Raw genomic sequence first — 16198 nt, forward strand, 5'->3', positions numbered from 1 at the left:
GCCGAGCACTGTAACGCCCGGAGCACTCGCCGGGCTGAGGCACGATGGTGAGGTGCGGATCATCCTGCTGCGCCACGGTCAGAGCCTCGGCAACGTCGACGAGCTCGCCTACTGCCGCATCCCCGACCACGCGCTCCCGCTCACCGAACTGGGCGAACAGCAGGCCAGGGCCGCCGGCGCCACGATCAGGGAGCTGATCGGCACCGGACCGGTGGCGGCCTACGTGTCGCCCTACAAGCGCACGCGCCGGACGTTCGACCTGCTCGGCGTGCGAGCCGAACGCGTCGTGCACGAACCACGGCTGCGCGAGCAGGACTGGGGCAACCTCCAGGACCCGACCGAGCAGGAGATGCTCAAGCACCAGCGGCACGCGTTCGGGCACTTCTTCTTCCGGCTGCCCAACGGCGAGTCGGGCGCAGACGTCGACGACCGGCTGGCCGCGTTCATCGACAGGCTCGAAGTCCGGCTGAACGAGGACGAGGCGCATCCCAAGACGGTGCTGATCGTGTCGCACGGTCTGACGATCAGGTTGCTGTGCCGCAGGTTGTTCGACTGGAGCATCGAGCTGTTCGAGTCGCTGTCCAACGTGGACACCTGCGAGAACCGCGTGCTCGACCACGACGGCACGGGGTGGAAGCTGGACCGCCCCTTCGACCAGTGGCGCGACTCACCGGACGGGACGGTCCAGCACCAGGTCTAGATCAGTCCGCGCTTGTAAGCGGCCACAAGGCGGCGAGGAACGAGAAGCTCCTTGCCGTCCAACGTCCTGACGGGCACGAGGTCCGGCGCGGTGGCCTTCCACTGCGAACGCCGGTGACGCGTGTTGGAGCGGGACGTCTTGCGCTTGGGGACGGCCATCAGCGCTCTCGCTTTCCGTAGCGGCGGTTGAACTTCTCGACCCGGCCCGCGGTGTCCACGAGTCGTTGCGTGCCCGTCCAGAACGGGTGCGAGTCGGCGGTGATGTCGACGACCAGCAGCGGGTAGCTGTTGCCGTCCTCCCACTCGATGGTCCGGTTCGACGTCGCCGTCGAGCGGGTCAGGAACGTCTTGCCGGTGGACGCGTCCTGGAAGACGACGGGGTGGTAGTCGGGGTGGATTCCGGGCTTCACATCTCCAGCTTTCGGATCGAGTCCACGAAGGACAGTTCGTCGTCGGTCAGCAGCGCGCCTTCGAAGGCACCGGTGATGGCTTCCGGTTCACCCAAGGTGATCGCCACGATCTGAGTGGTCTTGCCTTCGCGCGGGCCGCCTTCGCCGACGTGCATGCCGCAGCCCGCCGATTCCAGGTGCAGCGCGATCTCCGGCTCGTCCGCGACCCAGAGCCGGCCGCGCGAGCGCACGACCGTGCCGTCGAGCAACGAGTCGAGCGCGTCGTTGAGGCGGGCCGGGTGGAACGGCCGGTCCGCCGTGAAAACCGCCGTCGAGACACCGCATTCGGGCGTGAGCGGCATCATCCGCGGACGCGTGCGGCTGCACACGACCACGGTTTCGGGCGTGCAGCGATGCGCTCCGGGTGCCAGCCGGTCGAGCACGGCCAGCGTCCGTTCGTCCGCGTTCCCCTGCAGCACCAGCACATCCGCTGCTTCGGCCTGCGCGACGACGACCTGCGCCACCGTGCGCTGATCGGTGGTCATGGACGCGTCGCTCAACGCGTCGTCCAGCCAGGTCGCCGCGTCGATCACGGTGATCACGCACTCGACGTCGACGCCGAGGTTGCGGCGCACGGCGTCCGGTTCGAGCAACGGGTCCAGGTGCAGCACGACCGTGTGCCCGGCGAGCGTCCCGAGCAGTTCCCTCAGGTCCTCCCGCACGGTGCAGGACACGCAGTTGTGCAGCAGGTCCACCTCGGTCACGATGCCGTCGACCCAGCGCCGGACGCACGTTTCCGCAGCCACGTGACGTACCAGCACCGAGCCAGGCCGGTCGCGCCACACCCGCACGGCGATGTCGTGGTCGACCAGCCCCGCCACCATAACGACAACGGTTTCCATGTGAGGTACCGTAGATGAAAACGAAAGTCGTTTCAAACAGGAGGTGTGCATGCGCTGCCAGCTGACCGGCCGTGAGCCGGGCTTCGGCAACCGCGTCTCGCACTCGCAACGCAAGACGCGGCGCCGGTGGAACCCGAACGTCCAGCGCAAGCGGTACTTCGTGCCGTCGCTGAACCGGTTCGTGACGCTGACGCTGTCCGCGAAGGGCATCAAGACCGTCGACAAGCTGGGCATCGAGGCCGCTGTGGCCCGGCTCCGCCAACTTGGGGTGAAGGTCTGATGGCCAAGAGCACCGACGTCCGGCCGATCATCAAGATGAGGTCGACCGCCGGCACCGGCTACACCTACGTGACCCGCAAGAACCGCCGCAACGATCCGGACCGGCTGGTGCTGCGCAAGTACGACCCGGTCGCGCGCAAGCACGTCGACTTCAAAGAGGAGCGCTGACGTGGCGAAGAAGTCGAAGATCGCCGCGGATCTGCGCCGCCGGGAGGTCGTGGCGCGCTACGCGGAACGGCGGGCTGAGCTCAAGGAGATGCTGCGGCACCCCGAAACGCGCGAGGAAGCGTTGCGGGGCCTGCAGAAGCTGCCGCGGGACGCATCGCCGACCCGGCTGCGGAACCGGGACGTGGTAGACGGCCGCCCGCGCGCCTACAACCGGGCGTTCGGCCTGTCCCGCATCCGGCTGCGGGAGATGGCTCACCGCGGTGAGCTTCCCGGCGTCTCGAAGGCGAGCTGGTGATGCGCGAGAAGAGGCCGCCGAAGCGCAGGGTGAACCTGCTCGCGAAGGAGGGCGTGACGGTCGTCGACTGGAAGGACATCACGCTGCTGCGCAAGTTCATCTCGGACCGGGGCAAGATCCGGTCCCGCCGGGTGACCGGCCTGACGCCGCAGCAGCAGCGTCAGGTCGCGACGGCTGTCAAAAACGCACGGGAGATGGCCCTGTTGCCGTACCCGTCACAAGGGCGATGACGCGGATCGCCGTGCTGGCCACGACCGCCAGCACGGCGAGCTGCACCAGCAACGCGAGCACCCAGGTCGTGTGTTCGTCGACCGTCAGATCGCCACGAACACCCACCAAGAAGGTCGCGTAGAGGCCCCAGCACTGCAGTGCGGCCAGGCCTGCTCCGACGATCGTCGTGCGCATGGACACGATCACGACCACCGCGGCGAGCAGGACGAGGGCCAGCAGCGGCCAGGCACCGGTGAACGCGGTCACGCCGACTCCGCCGCCGAATCCGAGCGCGGAGCCGTAACCACCTTTCATTCTTCGCATCCGATCGGTCTATCGCCTCAGGTGAGATCAGCGCCACCTCTCCAGCGTGAAGTTGGTGCTTTCGAGTGAGGCACGATCGCACGAATGAACCTGTACGAAGTAGTTCACCGGCGCAGGGACACCCGTGCCGAGTTCACCGGCGAGGAAATCCCACCCGACGTGCTGCGGCGCGTGCTCACCGCGGCGCACGCGGCGCCGAGCGTCGGCCTTTCCCAGCCGTGGGACTTCGTGCTGGTGCGTGATGAGTCGATCCGGCGGGCGTTCCGGGATCACGTCCAGGCTGAGCGCAGCGTGTTCGCCGCCCAGCTCGACCAGGAGCGCGCGGAGACGTTCTCCCGCATCAAGGTCGAGGGCGTCATGGAGTCGTCGCTCGGCATCGTCGTCACCTACGACCCCGACCGGGGCTCGCCGGCGGTGCTCGGCCGGCACGCGATCGCGGACGCGGGCCTGTACTCCGTGTGCCTCGCCATCCAGAACCTGTGGCTGGCCGCGACCGAGGAAGGCCTCGGTGTCGGCTGGGTCAGCTTCTACCGGGAGGATGTGCTGCGCCGCCTGCTGAACATCCCCACGAGGGTCCGTCCGGTGGCGTGGCTGTGCGTCGGACCGGTGCGATCGCTACCGGACACGCCCGATCTGGAACGGCACGGCTGGCGCAACCGGCTGCCTCTCGAGGACGTGCTGCACTACGACTCGTACGGCCGACGAAATTGAAGTGATGCGGACTATCTCTGTCGTAACGCCCGTGCATCCACCTCACACACGTTTCCTGCCTGAGGCGTACGAGTCTTTGTGCGCGCAGGAACTGCCGGAGGGGTGGAGCTGGGAATGGGTGATCCAGCACGACGGTGACGCGGAGTCGGAACCGTCCTTCGGGGACCCGCGGGTCACCTTCTCGGCGTCTCCGGCGGCAGGTGCGGCGGGCGCGCGGAACATGGCTCTCGCCCGGTCCCGCGGGGAGTTCGTCCGGAACCTGGACGCCGACGACCTGCTGGTGGACGGCGCTCTGCGGCGCGACGTCGAGGTTCTGGTGCGGCACGCGCACGTCGGCTGGGTGACCTCCGCCGCGCTCGACCTCCTGCCCGACGGGGAGGTGGTCTCGTGGGCGTCCGGTGATCCCGGCGAAGGTGTGGTGGAACCCGGCTGGATGCTCGACGTGTTCATCAGCGGCGAATGGCGACTGCCCGTCGTCCCGGGCACGATGTGCGTCCGGCGGGACCTGTTGCTTGCGCTGGGTGGGTGGATGGCGTTGCCCCGATCCGAGGACACCGGTCTGCTGATGGCTTTGCAGACGGTCTCGGCCGGGTACTTCATCGCGACGCCGAGCATGCTGTACCGCAAGCACGGAGTGCAGGTGACGGCGGGGAACCTGCACAACGACCCCGTTGACAAGAAGCTGCGCTACGGAATGATCGTCGATCGAGCCCAGGCACTGCGCCACATGTACACGCAACCAGCCCGGTAGCCTGTGCAAGCCGCTCGGCGAGTCGGAACGGAGTCGATGAACGAGTGGAGCAGCGTGATCCGCTGGTAGCGGGCCAGATTCCGCGGTTGGACCGAGAGGTCCGCGCGTTGCTCAACGCTGGCCGTTTGCCGGAGGCGAACAGTCTTTTCGACGAGGTGGTCACCAAGGTGTCACCCGGCGCCGACCGCTGGGTTCGATCAGCCGTACTGGTGAACCGCGCCGTCATGGCGTGGCGGCTCGGCCGCATTCCACTCGCCCTGGAATTGGCCGCCGAGGGGTGGACAGACCTCGACGCCGACCGTTCGGACAGCCCTGCCGTGGCCCAGACGATGGGCTCGCTCGGCTATCTGATGGAGGGCATCGGCAACCGTCGTGCCGCGCTGGACATGCTGCGGCTGTCCGTGCAGGTGGCGCGCCGTGCGGGCAACACGGACACGTTGGCCCACTGCCTGCAGCGCCTCGGTGGTTCGCTGAACTTCCGCGCCTGTTCGGGACCTCCCGCGGCCGCGCCGGCGATCTTCGAGGAAGCGCTGGTGTACCTCGACGAGGGCCTTTCGCTGGCCAAGGACGAGCTCATGCGCCGGGCGTTGATGGGGGCCCTCGGCCGTTCGCTGGCCGGTGTCGGGCAGCTGGACAAGGCCGAGGAGCTCGGCGCGGAGACGTTGCGTCTCGCGACGGACGCCACCGACCTGTGGGGCATCTCGGTCGGCAACTGGGTTCTCGCCGTCGTGCGCCGTGAACAGGGCGATCTCGACGAGGCGCGCACACTCTCGTCCCGTGCGGTGTGCAACGCCGAACGCATCAACGACACCTCACTGCTGCTGCGGTTCTCCACGGAGCTGGCGGACATCTGCCACGCACTGGGTGACGCGGTGGGCGAGGCCGAAGCGTTGCGCAGGTCGATGACGGCGTCGCGCACGGCCACGGAGACGTTGCAGGAAGGCCTCGGCCAGGCGTTGGAGCAGCGCCGGGTGGCCGTGCAGGCACAACGGCTCGCCGTGGCGGCGCAGGAGGCCGCGGCGCGCGACCCGTTGACGGGTCTGGCGAACCGGCTCGGGCTCGAACGCGCCGCTCAGGCGTTGCTGGAGTCGACGGCGGCGCGCGGGCGGGTGCCGTGGCTGGTGCTGGTCGACGTGGACTGGTTCAAGAACGTCAACGACGACGCCGGGCACGCCACCGGCGATGCGGCGTTGCGCGAGATCGCGGCGTTGCTGCGGCGCGAATGCCGGTCGGACGACCTGGTGGCGCGCTGGGCCGGTGACGAGTTCGTGGTGCTGCTCGGGGACACCGGGCCGAACATGGACGTCGGCCCGAACGTGGCCGAGCGGATCCGCGCGGCCGTCGACGGCCACGACTGGACGATGGTGCTGGGCGCGGTCCGCCGGCCGACGGTGAGCATCGGGGTCGCGGCGGGACCGGCCAAGCTGGACCAGCTGTTCGCGGCCGCGGACATGGCTCTGTACCGCGCCAAGCGACACGGCCGCAACCGCGTGGAAGTGGAACCCTCGATCGACGAGGTCCCCGAGACCGTCTCCGGCACTTAGTCCATGGGGGGCACATTCATGGACGTGAGGTCCATGAATGTGCCCCCCATGGTTCAGAAGGTCTAGGCGATCAGGCCGCCTCGGTAGGCCACCAGCGCGGCCTGCACGCGGTTGACCGCGCCGATCTTGCCGAGCACGGACGACACGTACCCCTTCACCGTCGCCTCCGACAGGTGCAGGGTGCCGCCGATCTCCGCGTTCGACATGCCCTGGCCGATCAGCACGAGCACCTCGCGCTCGCGCTCGGACAGGCTCTGGAGCAGTCTGCGCGCCGGCTCGGCCATGCGCTCGCCGTCCGCGACGGCCGCGAGCACCCGCGCCGCCACACCGGGGTCGAGAACCGCGCCCCCGCGCGCGAGGTCGCGCACGGCTTTGACGAGCTGTTCCGGTTCGGTGTCCTTGAGGAGGAAGCCCGCCGCGCCCAGCCGCAGTGCTTCCGAGACGTATTCATCGACGTCGAAGGTGGTCAGGATGCAGACTCTCGGCGGATCCGGCAGGGTCCGCAGTCTCCGCAGTGCCACGAGACCGTCCGACGTGCGCATCCGGATGTCGAGCAAGACCACGTGAGGACGGTGCTGGCGGGCCAGGTCGGCCACCAGATGCCCGTCATCGCATTCCGCGACGACTTCGATGTCCCCGACGCTGCTCAGGATCATGCGAAGGCCGGAACGGACGAGGTCCTCGTCGTCGGCCAGCAGAACCTTGATCACGACGCCTCCCGCATTGGCGTTCCGTGCTCCCTCATGTTCGCGATCTTCGCGTACACACGTCGAAGGTCACGTTAATTCTCAGTTATCTCATCATGTGGTAACGGATTTTCGAGAACGGCGACGACGTTCACAGTTACCGGAATTGCGCGCCGACTTCGCTGCGTAGGCATGCCACCAGGCCGTAAGCGGTGTCATCAGAACCCTGAGTAACCAAACGCGAAAATCCCACTGAGTGGAATGTCGTACCAGAAGCACAGATGTGGACCAGAAATTGCTTCGGCGGCTTCTGGATCGATGCAGCCCAACCGTGACCGAACCGCAAACGCGAAGGTCTTTCGCGATAGGCGTACCGGAAAGTAACGTCCGTCACAGCAACCCTGCCCTGCACGGAGAGGAGCTTCGCGCCATGCGGAGAGCCAATCCGGTGACGTCCCTGCTGGCGACCGCCGCCGTCACCGCCTCCCTAGTTCTCGTCCCGACCGCTCGAGCCGAGGAACCTCGCGCCGCCGCGTTCGCCGCCGACGACTACTGCCTCGGCCAGTGCGGCGACATCCTGCCGCCCGGCAACAACGGCAACGCCACGCTGGCCGAGATCCTGGCCCACAAAGCGTTCGGCTCCAGGCCCGGACACTCGGCCGACCAGCTCGGCAAGTACGACGGCCTGGTCAGCGGGGCCAGCGGCCTCACGAACGACCAGCTGACGAACTTCTTCAACGACGCGTCGTTCGGCGTGACCTCCGACCAGGTCGAGAGCACGATCAAGCCGCGCGCGGACGTGACGATCGTGCGCGACAAGAAGATCGGCATGCCGCACATCACCGGCACCACGCGGTCCGGCACGATGTACGGCGCCGGTTACGCGGCCGCGCAGGACCGGTTGTGGTTGATGGACCTGTTCCGCCACCTCGGTCGCGGGCAGCTCTCCGGGTTCGCCGGCGGTGCGCCGTCGAACCGGGTGCTGGAGCAGAGCTTCTACAACCAGATCCCGTACACCGAGGCGGACCTGCAGAAGCAGATCGACACCGCGGCCGCGAAGAACGGCGAGCGCGGGCGTCAGGCGGTGGCCGACGTCAACGACTACATCTCCGGGATCAACGCGTACATCACGCAGTCGATCTCGGCGCGGAACTTCCCCGGCGAGTACGTGCTGACCGGGCACGCCGACTCTGTCACGAACTGGAACGACATCCAGCCGTTCAAGTCGACCGACATGGTGGCGATCGCCTCGGTCGTCGGCGGCCTGTTCGGCGCCGGCGGCGGCGGTGAGGTGCAGTCCGCGCTGGTGAAGCTGGCCGCGCAGAACAAGTACGGTGCCACCGTCGGTGAGCAGGTGTGGAAGGCGTTCCGGGCGCAGAACGACCCCGAGGCCGTGCTCACCCTCCACAACGGACAGTCGTTCCCGTACGCGGCCTCTCCCGTTTCTCCCCAGGGCGTGGCGCTGCCCGACTCCGGCAGCATCACGCCGGAGCGGATGGTCTACGACGAGGTGGGCGGCACGGGTACCACGGCTTCGGCGCCGGCTACCGCTGACGTGGCGAAGGCTCGCGGAATTTTCGAGGACGGCGTTCTGCCCGCCGACCTGCTGAACAAGAAGCACGGCATGTCCAACGCGCTGGCCGTGTCCGGCGCCTTCACCGACACCGGCAACCCGATCGCCGTGTGGGGCCCGCAGACCGGCTACTTCGCGCCGCAGTTGTTGATGCTGCAGGAGCTCAACGGTCCCGGGGTGCGTTCGCGCGGTGTCGCGTTCGCGGGCGTCTCGATGTACGTGCAGCTCGGCCGCGGTGTCGACTACTCGTGGAGCGCCACTTCTTCCGGGCAGGACATCGTCGACACCTACGCCGTCGAGCTGTGCAACCCGGACGGCTCCGCTCCCACGAAGGCTTCGTCGAGCTACCTGTTCCACGGCGTTTGCACGCCGATGGAACGCCTGGAGCGCAAGAACGCCTGGAAGCCCACGGTCGCCGACGGCACGGCCGCCGGTTCCTACACGTTGGTGATGTGGCGGACGAAGTACGGCCTGGTGACTTCGCGTGCGACCGTAGGCGGCAAGATCGTGGCGTACACGACGTTGCGTTCGACCTACATGCACGAGGTCGACTCGATCATCGGGTTCCAGGAGCTGAACGATCCTTCCGCGATCCGTTCCGCCACCGACTTCCAGCGCGCGGCCAACAACATCGGTTACGCGTTCAACTGGTTCTACGTGGACTCCCGTGACGCGGCGTACTTCAACTCGGGCCTGAACCCGGTGCGTCGCTCCACTGTGGACCCGAACCTGCCGACGTGGGGCCGCGCCGAGTACGAGTGGGTCAACTGGGACGGCAACGAGAACGTCGCCTCCTACATGCCGTTCGCCGGCCACCCGAACTCGATCAACCAGGACTACTACATCTCCTGGAACAACAAGCAGGCCAAGGACTTCACCTTCGGTGGCTTCGGCCACAGCGCCGTGCACCGTGGCGACCTGCTGGACGGCCGGGTCCGCGCGCTGATCAACTCGGGCCAGAAGGTCACGCGTGCGTCGTTGACTCGCGCCATGGGCGAGGCCGCGGTGGCCGACCTGCGCGCCGAGCAGGTGCTGCCCGAGTTGCTGCGCGTCGTCGAGTCGTCACCCGTGACCCCGGCGCTCGCTCCCGTCGTGCAGAAGCTGAAGGACTGGCAGCGCTCCGGTTCGTTGCGCAAGGAGACCGCGAAGGGCAGCAAGACCTACGCCCACGCCGAGGCCATTCGAGTTCTCGATGCCTGGTGGCCCCTGCTGGTGCAGGCGCAGTTCAAAACATCGCTGGGTGATGGTTTGTACGACGCCATCGCGGCCGCCCAGCAGATCGACGAGTCCCCGTCCGACACCCACGGCGCCGCACCGCACAAGGGTTCCTCGTTCCAGTACGGCTGGTGGGGCTACGTGGACAAGGACCTGCGCAAGGTCCTCGGCGACCCGGTCCAGGGCGCCTTCCCGCAGACCTACTGCGGCGGCGGCACCTTGTCCGGCTGCCGCACCGCCCTGGTGGACTCCCTGACCGCGGCCGTCGCCAAGCCGGCCAACCAGGTCTACCCGGGTGACGCCGACTGCGCCGCGGGCGACCAGTGGTGCGCGGACACGATCATCCACCGCGCCATGGGCGGCATCACCCAGGACAAGATCCACTGGCAGAACCGCCCGACCTACCAGCAGGTCGTGCAGTTCCCGTCCCGCCGCAGCCAGAACATCACCAACCTGGCAGCACGCAAAACCGCTTCCGCGTCGTCGCACGAGACGGGTGCCAACAACCTCCCGCCGTCGAACGTGCTGGACGGAAACCCCACGTCGCGCTGGGCGAGCGACTGGAGCGACAACCAATGGATCCAGGTCGACCTTGGCTCTGTGCAACGAATCGGTCGCGCAGTGTTGCACTGGGAATCGGCGTTCGGCAGCGGCTACCGCATCGAAGTTTCCAATGACGGCACGAACTGGCGGAACGTTTTCTCCACAAGTGCTGGCGATGGCGGCGACGATGTCGTAGCGTTCACGCCACAGGACGCGAGATACCTCCGACTGACGGGTACCCAACGGGCCACTCGTTACGGATACTCCCTGTACGAGCTTGAGGTCTACAGCTTGTAGGCCTTCGAGATGAGGACGCCGATCCACCCCCAGGGGTCGGCGTCCTCTACTTTTCCCGGACTTTCTCGTCCATGAGCGCCAGATGCTCCAGGTCCCGCGGCCGCCCCAGCATCACCTTCGTCGCCCGGATGACGTCCAGCCGCACGAACCTGAAGCCGTGCAACACATCGGCGTCGTCGATGAGCTCATCAACAACCCACATGTCGGAAAACCACCGGTCGACGAACTCCAGGCACCCGCTCACCACGGCCTCGCCGGCGGTGAACGGCATCGGCTGCGGCGCCGCGAGTTGCGTGACCCGCTCCCAGGCGAGCCCGCGAGTCAGCACGTCGAGATCGCGGGGATCGGCGATCAATCCATGGGCGAACAACACACCGCTGCCCGTGACGGCGAAGTCGCCGGCCGGCAGGTCCAGCGCGGCGAGCTCGCGGAAGTGCGGATGCTCCCAGAACCTGTTCACCGCCGACGTGGTCCTGCTAGGCCCTGAACAAGTAGTTCCGCGCCTCGTCACCGATGTTGCCGGTCGGCACCCACTCACTGCCGTGCCAGGTGCTCATCCGGTACCCGCGCTCGGTGAGGAAGTCCGCGACGTCCTTCGCCTGGTACCCGAACCGTTCGACGTGCCGTTCCTCGATCTCCAGCAGGAACGCCGGCTTGAACCGCTCGATGGTCTCCTTCGCCCCCTCGAGCACCCGCAGCTCGGCCCCCTCGACGTCCGCCTTGACGAAGTCGAGCCGCCCGATCCCGTTCTCCTCGACGAAGTGATCGAGCGTGTCCGTCTTGACCAACACGTCGAGGTGCTGGTCGAACTCCTCGTTGGACCCCAGCCCCTTGGCCCCCACCGTCAAGAACGACCGCCCGGTGACGGGACTCCCGTGCCGCACCGGCACGCTCATGACCTCGCGCCCATGCCGCTCGGCCCCAAGGGCAACCGAGTGCCTCTTGATGTTGCGCCCTTCTCGCGGCCTCAGGACGTACGACAACGCAGGATGCGCGAACACCAACGGCTCCACGCTGTGCACAGTCCCTTGTGGACCAACGAGTCTGGACAACGTGACCGTGTACAACCCCAAAGCCGCCCCGACGTCAACGCAGACGTCCCCAGGCTTGATGATCTTACGGAGCCCGAGGAGCTCCGCCTCGGCATAGGGCGTGAGCCGGGCGAGCGCCCGCAACCCGGCAACCACCGCGGCACTGCGAAGTTCGGTCAACACCCGAACCACCCTAGACGTGCCCGTTGGTGTGCTGTTCGCCCGCTGGCAACCCGATCTGATCCGCGAACTCGGCAGCCACCCGCGACCCGCCATAAACGCTCAACGCCTTGGCCAGATGCTGCCTGAGGTCCTTCCGATGCCGGTCCTCCAACTCGGGCAACGCCCGCTCGACACTGCTGACCAGCGACTCGGCCCAGTGCGTCGTCGGCTCAAGCTGAGCGATCTTGACCAGCTCAGCGAGGTGCCCGGACAACTTCACCGCCTCCTCAACCCGGTACCCGTTGCGCTGCAACCACCAAATCGTGGCGGTGCCGACGTCCGTCAACACCTCGTCCCGCAGGTACCGGATCTCCGCCCGTTCAACATCCCGCTCAGCCAACTTGAACGTGGAGTTCCGGAGCAGCTCGATGTGCTTCCGCGCCATCTCGAGGTCGTCCTCGTTGACACTGATCTTCACCTGCTCGGCCCTCGCCCACACGTGCGTCCCGGGCACCTGCCGCTCAGTGGCGAGCTCATCCCCCAACTGCACCTGCAGGGCCGCGTGGTGCACCAACATCGCCTTGCCGCTGATCTCCTTGGCCCGCTGCAAGATGTGATGGATGGCAGCGTTCTTCGGCGAGTTGTGCCTCAACCCGGTCGCCAGATCAAGCCGCCAGTTGACGATCAGCTTGATCTGAAAGTCCAGCCCGTACACAGCGCTGGGCAACGGCGTCTCGAACTCGTGCTGATGACTGCTCACCGGCGGCACGAAGGTGATGTCCTCAGCACGCCTGGGCACGCGCCGCCGCCACCAAGCCTTGAGGGCGCCAAGCGGTCCAGGACGGAAGTCGGGCCAGGGTCTGCTCACACGCCTTGCGTACCTGACGTTTCTACCCAACAGAAGGTGGCGTGCCTCACTTCCCTCCAACGGCCGCACGGGTCTCGGCCGTTCCCTCACCGAGCGTGAGCGGTCTCGGGTCGGCGGTAGGCGGGGGCGCTGGTCAACTCGGTGGCGGCGTCCCGGTAGACTGCTGTCGCCAGCCCTAGTAGCTCAGGGGATAGAGCATCGGTTTCCTAAACCGTGTGTCGCAGGTTCGAATCCTGCCTGGGGCACCACCTTTCGCCGGGTGAAATCAAGCTCTGACCAGCGGCAACGCGGTCAGGGCTTGATCTTTTTGGTCAGTCACCGTCAGCGGGAATCTGCCCCTGTTTGCCGCCGTCTGCGAAACCATCGCGAAACAGATCGAGCCCAGGCACAGCCTCTCGAACTCTCCTTGATCTGGCCCGCTGCCCATCGGTGCACTTGCGTGGATCTTGAGCGGCACTTCCCCGAGTGCCTGTCCACTCCGCGACCTCGGTGGCCGGCACGCCGCCGCGTGAGCTAGAGACAGAGCCGCGTGCCTCCAGGTCGTCCGGTCACCAAGCGAGCGGCGAGGCCAGCATGAGCAGGCTCCGTCCGGGAGTGTGCCGTTAGCCAACTCGCCTCAGGCCCTTAAAGCCTGCCGCTCCGGCAACTCAGCACGTGAACCACCGAAAAGTCCACCTCAATCAACTTCGGCTTAACCACCGGTTGTCACAGATCGCCCGCTCGCAGCGGACCAACCGCGCCGTTCTCCCAAGCGCTCCGACACCCACAACGGACTACGACCGCGGGACGTCTTCCGCAAAATCATCAACACGGAAATGTTCAGTCGGCAGGTCTGTAATACGAATGAACTCGACCTCTGTAATCTCAGGATGCACAGGTTGCACGAGGCTACCGAACTCGACCTCTACACTTGGGACACCATCAGAATCCGTATCCCCCTTATCAACAACTGATACGGATACTTGGGTCCCCTCGATCTCCTTCAAGGAACCGCCTTGCTCAGGTCGACGCACCAGGCGAGGAAGCTTTGCTCGATCAAGCAGTGCAATATGCTCTTCAACATCATTGAGAACGTAAACTTGAAGCGCCTCAATAGTTACGCCATCAACCTTGATCGTCGAGGTGTCATAGTTGAAGTTTAGAAGGGAGGCGACGTCGTACGAACCGAATAGAAGGACAACGGGAGCCGAGGCTAGCTCAGCCCACCTCGAAATCTTCCGCGCGGAATTCACAAAGCTTAGAGACGTCGACTTACCCCAAGAGAACAACTGAATTAGCGCCAAGCGCTCTTCGCTAACTCGAATCATGCGTCCAACGTTGGCGCCAAGATGATCAGGGTCTCCATGGACCTCAGTTTCTACAAAGTAGAGTTTCGGGACGCTGAGCCGTTGCCCAAAAACTCGCGAATTCTCAGAGTCCACTTGCTGATCTTCACTGGGCTCAACAAGCTCCAGCAGCCTGCTTGACTGACGGACCTCATCCGCAAGCGCCTCCAAGAATTTGGAAACTCGCTCTTCCTCCAGTTTCGCAGCCTTCAGCCTCTGCTGCGACTCTCCCCGATATCGCTCAATCACTAGCTTTAGAGCACTTGCGACCGTATCAAGATACTCTTCTTTAATTCCCCACGACGGGTCGATCTCAGACTTCAAAGGCTCGATATACTGCCCGGCCGCAAGCGAGTAGTCGTAAAACTCTCTCGGAACACTTCCGGGGGCCAACGGAGGAAGCTTGGTCAGCACGAGAATTCCTGCCTTGAAAACAAACTCACTAGCCCGAACCAAACGCGCCTCATACATAGGCATAGCTGAAGTCATTTCCCATCGCCTGATGAGATCATAGTTTTCGCTACGCCTTGCCCCAACCGCAGCCCTCAACGCACTATTCATATCACTGAAGTCGAGCTTGATACTAGAAAGGACCTGGCTAATTGCGCCGCCCGTATCGACACCAAAGGTATCACGACGATACAGAAGCCACGCGATTAGCAAGATCGCAGACTGCTGCACCTCAGACTTCATCTGCGAAGTCTTCGCCGTGAACCTATACAACCCCGAGTGGTAGGTAAGCGCACGAGTAGCCCATTGATCTTTATTCTTTTCGTACGCCTCACTCAGGATCGATATCCAAACTCCAAGCGCGGCTGCCGCAAAGCTGTCAATTTTCTCCTCATGTTTGACCCTGTAGGGTACCGTGTATTCAGTCAGGTCCCTAAGCGACACCAGGAGATGCTCCAGCGCATTCTCATTCTCATCCGCTTTCAGTAGCAGCGTCGACCAAAGCTGCGAGTAGTTTTGGGCTTGCGCGGCAAAGAAGCCAATGTCTGTACTTGACAACGCATCGACACAACGACCATAGACCGCACCTGTAGCTGCAATAGCAACTCTCTCGCCAGCCCTTGCCGCGATATCGTTTATCTCCCAAATATGGGAATCCAGCCATCGCCAATTCGTCTCGTACGAATCGACAGCCAGCCTCCCAGATGCTCCCTCCATGACGCTGCGTACGCTCACTACTATCTTTCGATAGTGTTCAAATCCGCGCTTAACGCTTGGATACCTCGCAGCCTGCATGGCCACTATTAGGACTTCCTGAAGGTCTTCAAGCGCCCTCAGGAGAAGAAGTGCCGGATCATCGGCCTTATCAACCACAACAAGAGCGCTGGCCGCCAGCTTCTCCAACTGATCGCGCACGCGATCAGGCAAGTGATCGATATTGAACACATCGATGACTCCGTGGCCAGAAAGAGGCTTGCGTCCTAGATGAGCCCTTAGATACGCGACAGGACTCTTGCTCTCGCCAGATTGAATATCTTTCATAGCCCCCGCACTGACCAAGAGGCTTGAGATTTGTTCAAGCTTTTTCGTATCAAATCCCTGAATAAGCCCAGGTGGTACAGGTTCAGGAACTCTCACGACTAGGGTCGGCACCGAGGACGGGTCGGCATTCCGCCCAAGAGCAATACTCGGAAGCTTGCGTACAACCTCATCGAGTTTACTGGCTTTTTCATTGTAGCAGGCGAGCTGACGGGCCGTATCACGGATGGTAGCAATTAGATCGTCGAGCGTCAGATCCTCAACCTCGTGAGGACGACCAAAGAGATGAGCTGAATACGCGTAGGTTACCCCGATCGCTAGGATGCTTGGCACGAAAGCGAGCATGAACATAAGGAAGACATTTGCGTGACTATGAAACCAGATCGCCGCCATGCCTGTCGCGATATCTGATGCAATGCCAACAACCAGAAGTTGATTGAACCTTATCCGACGCATCACCGAACGACGAGCAGGGCCAGGAGAAACTTGCGGATCCGCGAGAAGCTGAAACGTGATCGCCAAACCCGTAAAACCGACAGAGATGATAGCCCCGTGCACTTGCCACATGACACTAAGTGCATCGCGAGCACTGGGGGCAAGGCTTGCAAAAAGACCTACTTCGATAAACCGTGCCCCTACCGCCGTGGCAAGCACGATAATCACGTAGGAGCCGACAACTCTCCACGCCATTACTTTCCGGTAAGACTGCACCACGGCCTCCAGCATTGCTCGATTCTA

18 protein-coding genes and 1 tRNA gene are annotated in these 16198 nt (G+C 64.6%); 10 read left to right on the top strand and 9 right to left on the bottom strand.

Going from position 1 to position 16198, the window contains the following annotated elements:
• The first annotated feature begins 52 nt into the window (after positions 1–52).
• On the top strand, positions 53–700 hold the full coding sequence (locus G7043_RS09690; protein WP_166045241.1) for a histidine phosphatase family protein: 648 nt from the start codon (positions 53–55) through the stop codon (positions 698–700).
• On the opposite strand, the gene rpmF is transcribed toward G7043_RS09690, so the two are convergent.
• From rpmF to G7043_RS49825, 3 genes are read right to left on the bottom strand one after another with little or no spacing between them, the layout of a single operon-like run.
• A complete protein-coding gene (gene rpmF / locus G7043_RS09695; protein WP_166045242.1) occupies positions 697–858 on the bottom strand; it encodes a 50S ribosomal protein L32 in 162 nt (53 codons plus the stop codon). The genes G7043_RS09690 and rpmF overlap by 4 nt on opposite strands.
• Positions 858–1109, bottom strand: coding sequence for a type B 50S ribosomal protein L31 (locus G7043_RS09700; RefSeq protein ID WP_166045243.1), 252 nt, complete (start codon positions 1107–1109; stop codon positions 858–860). The genes rpmF and G7043_RS09700 overlap by 1 nt, the downstream gene beginning before the upstream one ends.
• A complete protein-coding gene (locus G7043_RS49825; RefSeq protein WP_166045244.1) occupies positions 1106–1990 on the bottom strand; it encodes a GTP-binding protein in 885 nt (294 codons plus the stop codon). Before G7043_RS49825 ends, G7043_RS09700 begins: the two co-directional genes overlap by 4 nt.
• A gap of 49 nt (positions 1991–2039) precedes the next feature.
• On the opposite strand from G7043_RS49825, the gene rpmB reads away from it, so the two are divergent.
• The 4 genes from rpmB to rpsR are packed head-to-tail and all read left to right on the top strand — an operon-like array spanning position 2040 to position 2962.
• Positions 2040–2270 carry a 50S ribosomal protein L28 gene (rpmB, locus tag G7043_RS09710; RefSeq protein WP_207310916.1) on the top strand — a complete coding sequence of 77 codons (231 nt, stop codon included), beginning with the start codon at positions 2040–2042 and terminating at the stop codon, positions 2268–2270.
• The gene (gene rpmG, locus G7043_RS09715) at positions 2270–2437 is read left to right on the top strand and encodes a 50S ribosomal protein L33 (protein ID WP_086666242.1); all 168 of its coding nucleotides are present in this window, start codon (positions 2270–2272) and stop codon (positions 2435–2437) included. Before rpmB ends, rpmG begins: the two co-directional genes overlap by 1 nt.
• Before the next feature lies 1 nt (position 2438).
• Positions 2439–2732, top strand: coding sequence for a 30S ribosomal protein S14 (gene rpsN / locus G7043_RS09720; protein ID WP_166045246.1), 294 nt, complete (start codon positions 2439–2441; stop codon positions 2730–2732).
• The gene (gene rpsR / locus G7043_RS09725) at positions 2732–2962 is read left to right on the top strand and encodes a 30S ribosomal protein S18 (protein WP_166045247.1); all 231 of its coding nucleotides are present in this window, start codon (positions 2732–2734) and stop codon (positions 2960–2962) included. Before rpsN ends, rpsR begins: the two co-directional genes overlap by 1 nt.
• Here rpsR and G7043_RS09730 read toward each other — a convergent pair.
• Entirely contained in the window at positions 2910–3266 is a 357-nt protein-coding gene (locus G7043_RS09730; protein WP_166045248.1) for a hypothetical protein, read from the bottom strand. The genes rpsR and G7043_RS09730 overlap by 53 nt on opposite strands.
• A gap of 84 nt (positions 3267–3350) precedes the next feature.
• Between G7043_RS09730 and bluB the strand changes: the two genes are divergently transcribed.
• The 3 genes from bluB (at position 3351) to G7043_RS09745 (ending at position 6272) form a co-directional block, all read left to right on the top strand.
• Positions 3351–3977, top strand: a complete 627-nt coding sequence (gene bluB, locus G7043_RS09735; protein ID WP_166045249.1) for a 5,6-dimethylbenzimidazole synthase — start codon at positions 3351–3353, stop codon at positions 3975–3977.
• A gap of 4 nt (positions 3978–3981) precedes the next feature.
• Entirely contained in the window at positions 3982–4728 is a 747-nt protein-coding gene (locus G7043_RS09740) for a glycosyltransferase (protein ID WP_242642083.1), read from the top strand.
• 86 nt (positions 4729–4814) lie between these two features.
• On the top strand, positions 4815–6272 hold the full coding sequence (locus G7043_RS09745) for a GGDEF domain-containing protein (protein WP_242642084.1): 1458 nt from the start codon (positions 4815–4817) through the stop codon (positions 6270–6272).
• 62 nt (positions 6273–6334) lie between these two features.
• On the opposite strand, the gene G7043_RS09750 is transcribed toward G7043_RS09745, so the two are convergent.
• Positions 6335–6982 (bottom strand): response regulator, encoded by a 648-nt coding sequence (locus tag G7043_RS09750; protein ID WP_030467690.1) that lies wholly within the window; start codon positions 6980–6982, stop codon positions 6335–6337.
• A gap of 406 nt (positions 6983–7388) precedes the next feature.
• Here G7043_RS09750 and G7043_RS09755 point away from each other — a divergent pair, with 406 nt between their 5' ends.
• A complete protein-coding gene (locus G7043_RS09755) occupies positions 7389–10586 on the top strand; it encodes a penicillin acylase family protein (RefSeq protein WP_166045252.1) in 3198 nt (1065 codons plus the stop codon).
• A gap of 46 nt (positions 10587–10632) precedes the next feature.
• Here the strand turns inward: G7043_RS09755 and G7043_RS09760 are convergent, their stop codons facing one another.
• From G7043_RS09760 to G7043_RS09770, 3 genes are read right to left on the bottom strand one after another with little or no spacing between them, the layout of a single operon-like run.
• Positions 10633–11046, bottom strand: coding sequence for a hypothetical protein (locus G7043_RS09760; protein ID WP_166045253.1), 414 nt, complete (start codon positions 11044–11046; stop codon positions 10633–10635).
• Positions 11047–11062: 16 nt separating this feature from the next.
• Positions 11063–11800 (bottom strand): FkbM family methyltransferase, encoded by a 738-nt coding sequence (locus G7043_RS09765; RefSeq protein WP_166045254.1) that lies wholly within the window; start codon positions 11798–11800, stop codon positions 11063–11065.
• Positions 11801–11810: 10 nt separating this feature from the next.
• Entirely contained in the window at positions 11811–12578 is a 768-nt protein-coding gene (locus tag G7043_RS09770; protein ID WP_313887779.1) for a hypothetical protein, read from the bottom strand.
• Between the two features lie 241 nt (positions 12579–12819).
• Between G7043_RS09770 and G7043_RS09775 the strand changes: the two genes are divergently transcribed.
• Positions 12820–12895, top strand: a tRNA-Arg gene (locus tag G7043_RS09775).
• A 525-nt stretch (positions 12896–13420) separates the two neighbouring features.
• On the opposite strand, the gene G7043_RS09780 is transcribed toward G7043_RS09775, so the two are convergent.
• Positions 13421–16186 carry a hypothetical protein gene (locus tag G7043_RS09780; protein ID WP_166045255.1) on the bottom strand — a complete coding sequence of 922 codons (2766 nt, stop codon included), beginning with the start codon at positions 16184–16186 and terminating at the stop codon, positions 13421–13423.
• Positions 16187–16198 lie beyond the last annotated feature (12 nt).

The organism is Lentzea alba, assembly GCF_011067745.1.
Lineage (GTDB): Bacteria > Actinomycetota > Actinomycetes > Mycobacteriales > Pseudonocardiaceae > Lentzea > Lentzea alba.

What these genes read in the sequence shown, in the direction of transcription:
- G7043_RS49825 (WP_166045244.1), bottom strand. Translation starts at nt 1,990, where the DNA reads ATGGAAACCGTTGTCGTTATGGTGGCGGGGCTGGTCGACCACGACATC.
- G7043_RS09740 (WP_242642083.1), top strand. Translation starts at nt 3,982, where the DNA reads ATGCGGACTATCTCTGTCGTAACGCCCGTGCATCCACCTCACACACGT.
- rpmF (WP_166045242.1), bottom strand. Translation starts at nt 858, where the DNA reads ATGGCCGTCCCCAAGCGCAAGACGTCCCGCTCCAACACGCGTCACCGG.
- rpmB (WP_207310916.1), top strand. Translation starts at nt 2,040, where the DNA reads ATGCGCTGCCAGCTGACCGGCCGTGAGCCGGGCTTCGGCAACCGCGTC.
- rpmG (WP_086666242.1), top strand. Translation starts at nt 2,270, where the DNA reads ATGGCCAAGAGCACCGACGTCCGGCCGATCATCAAGATGAGGTCGACC.
- G7043_RS09780 (WP_166045255.1), bottom strand. Translation starts at nt 16,186, where the DNA reads ATGCTGGAGGCCGTGGTGCAGTCTTACCGGAAAGTAATGGCGTGGAGA.
- G7043_RS09730 (WP_166045248.1), bottom strand. Translation starts at nt 3,266, where the DNA reads ATGCGAAGAATGAAAGGTGGTTACGGCTCCGCGCTCGGATTCGGCGGC.
- rpsR (WP_166045247.1), top strand. Translation starts at nt 2,732, where the DNA reads ATGCGCGAGAAGAGGCCGCCGAAGCGCAGGGTGAACCTGCTCGCGAAG.
- G7043_RS09755 (WP_166045252.1), top strand. Translation starts at nt 7,389, where the DNA reads ATGCGGAGAGCCAATCCGGTGACGTCCCTGCTGGCGACCGCCGCCGTC.
- bluB (WP_166045249.1), top strand. Translation starts at nt 3,351, where the DNA reads ATGAACCTGTACGAAGTAGTTCACCGGCGCAGGGACACCCGTGCCGAG.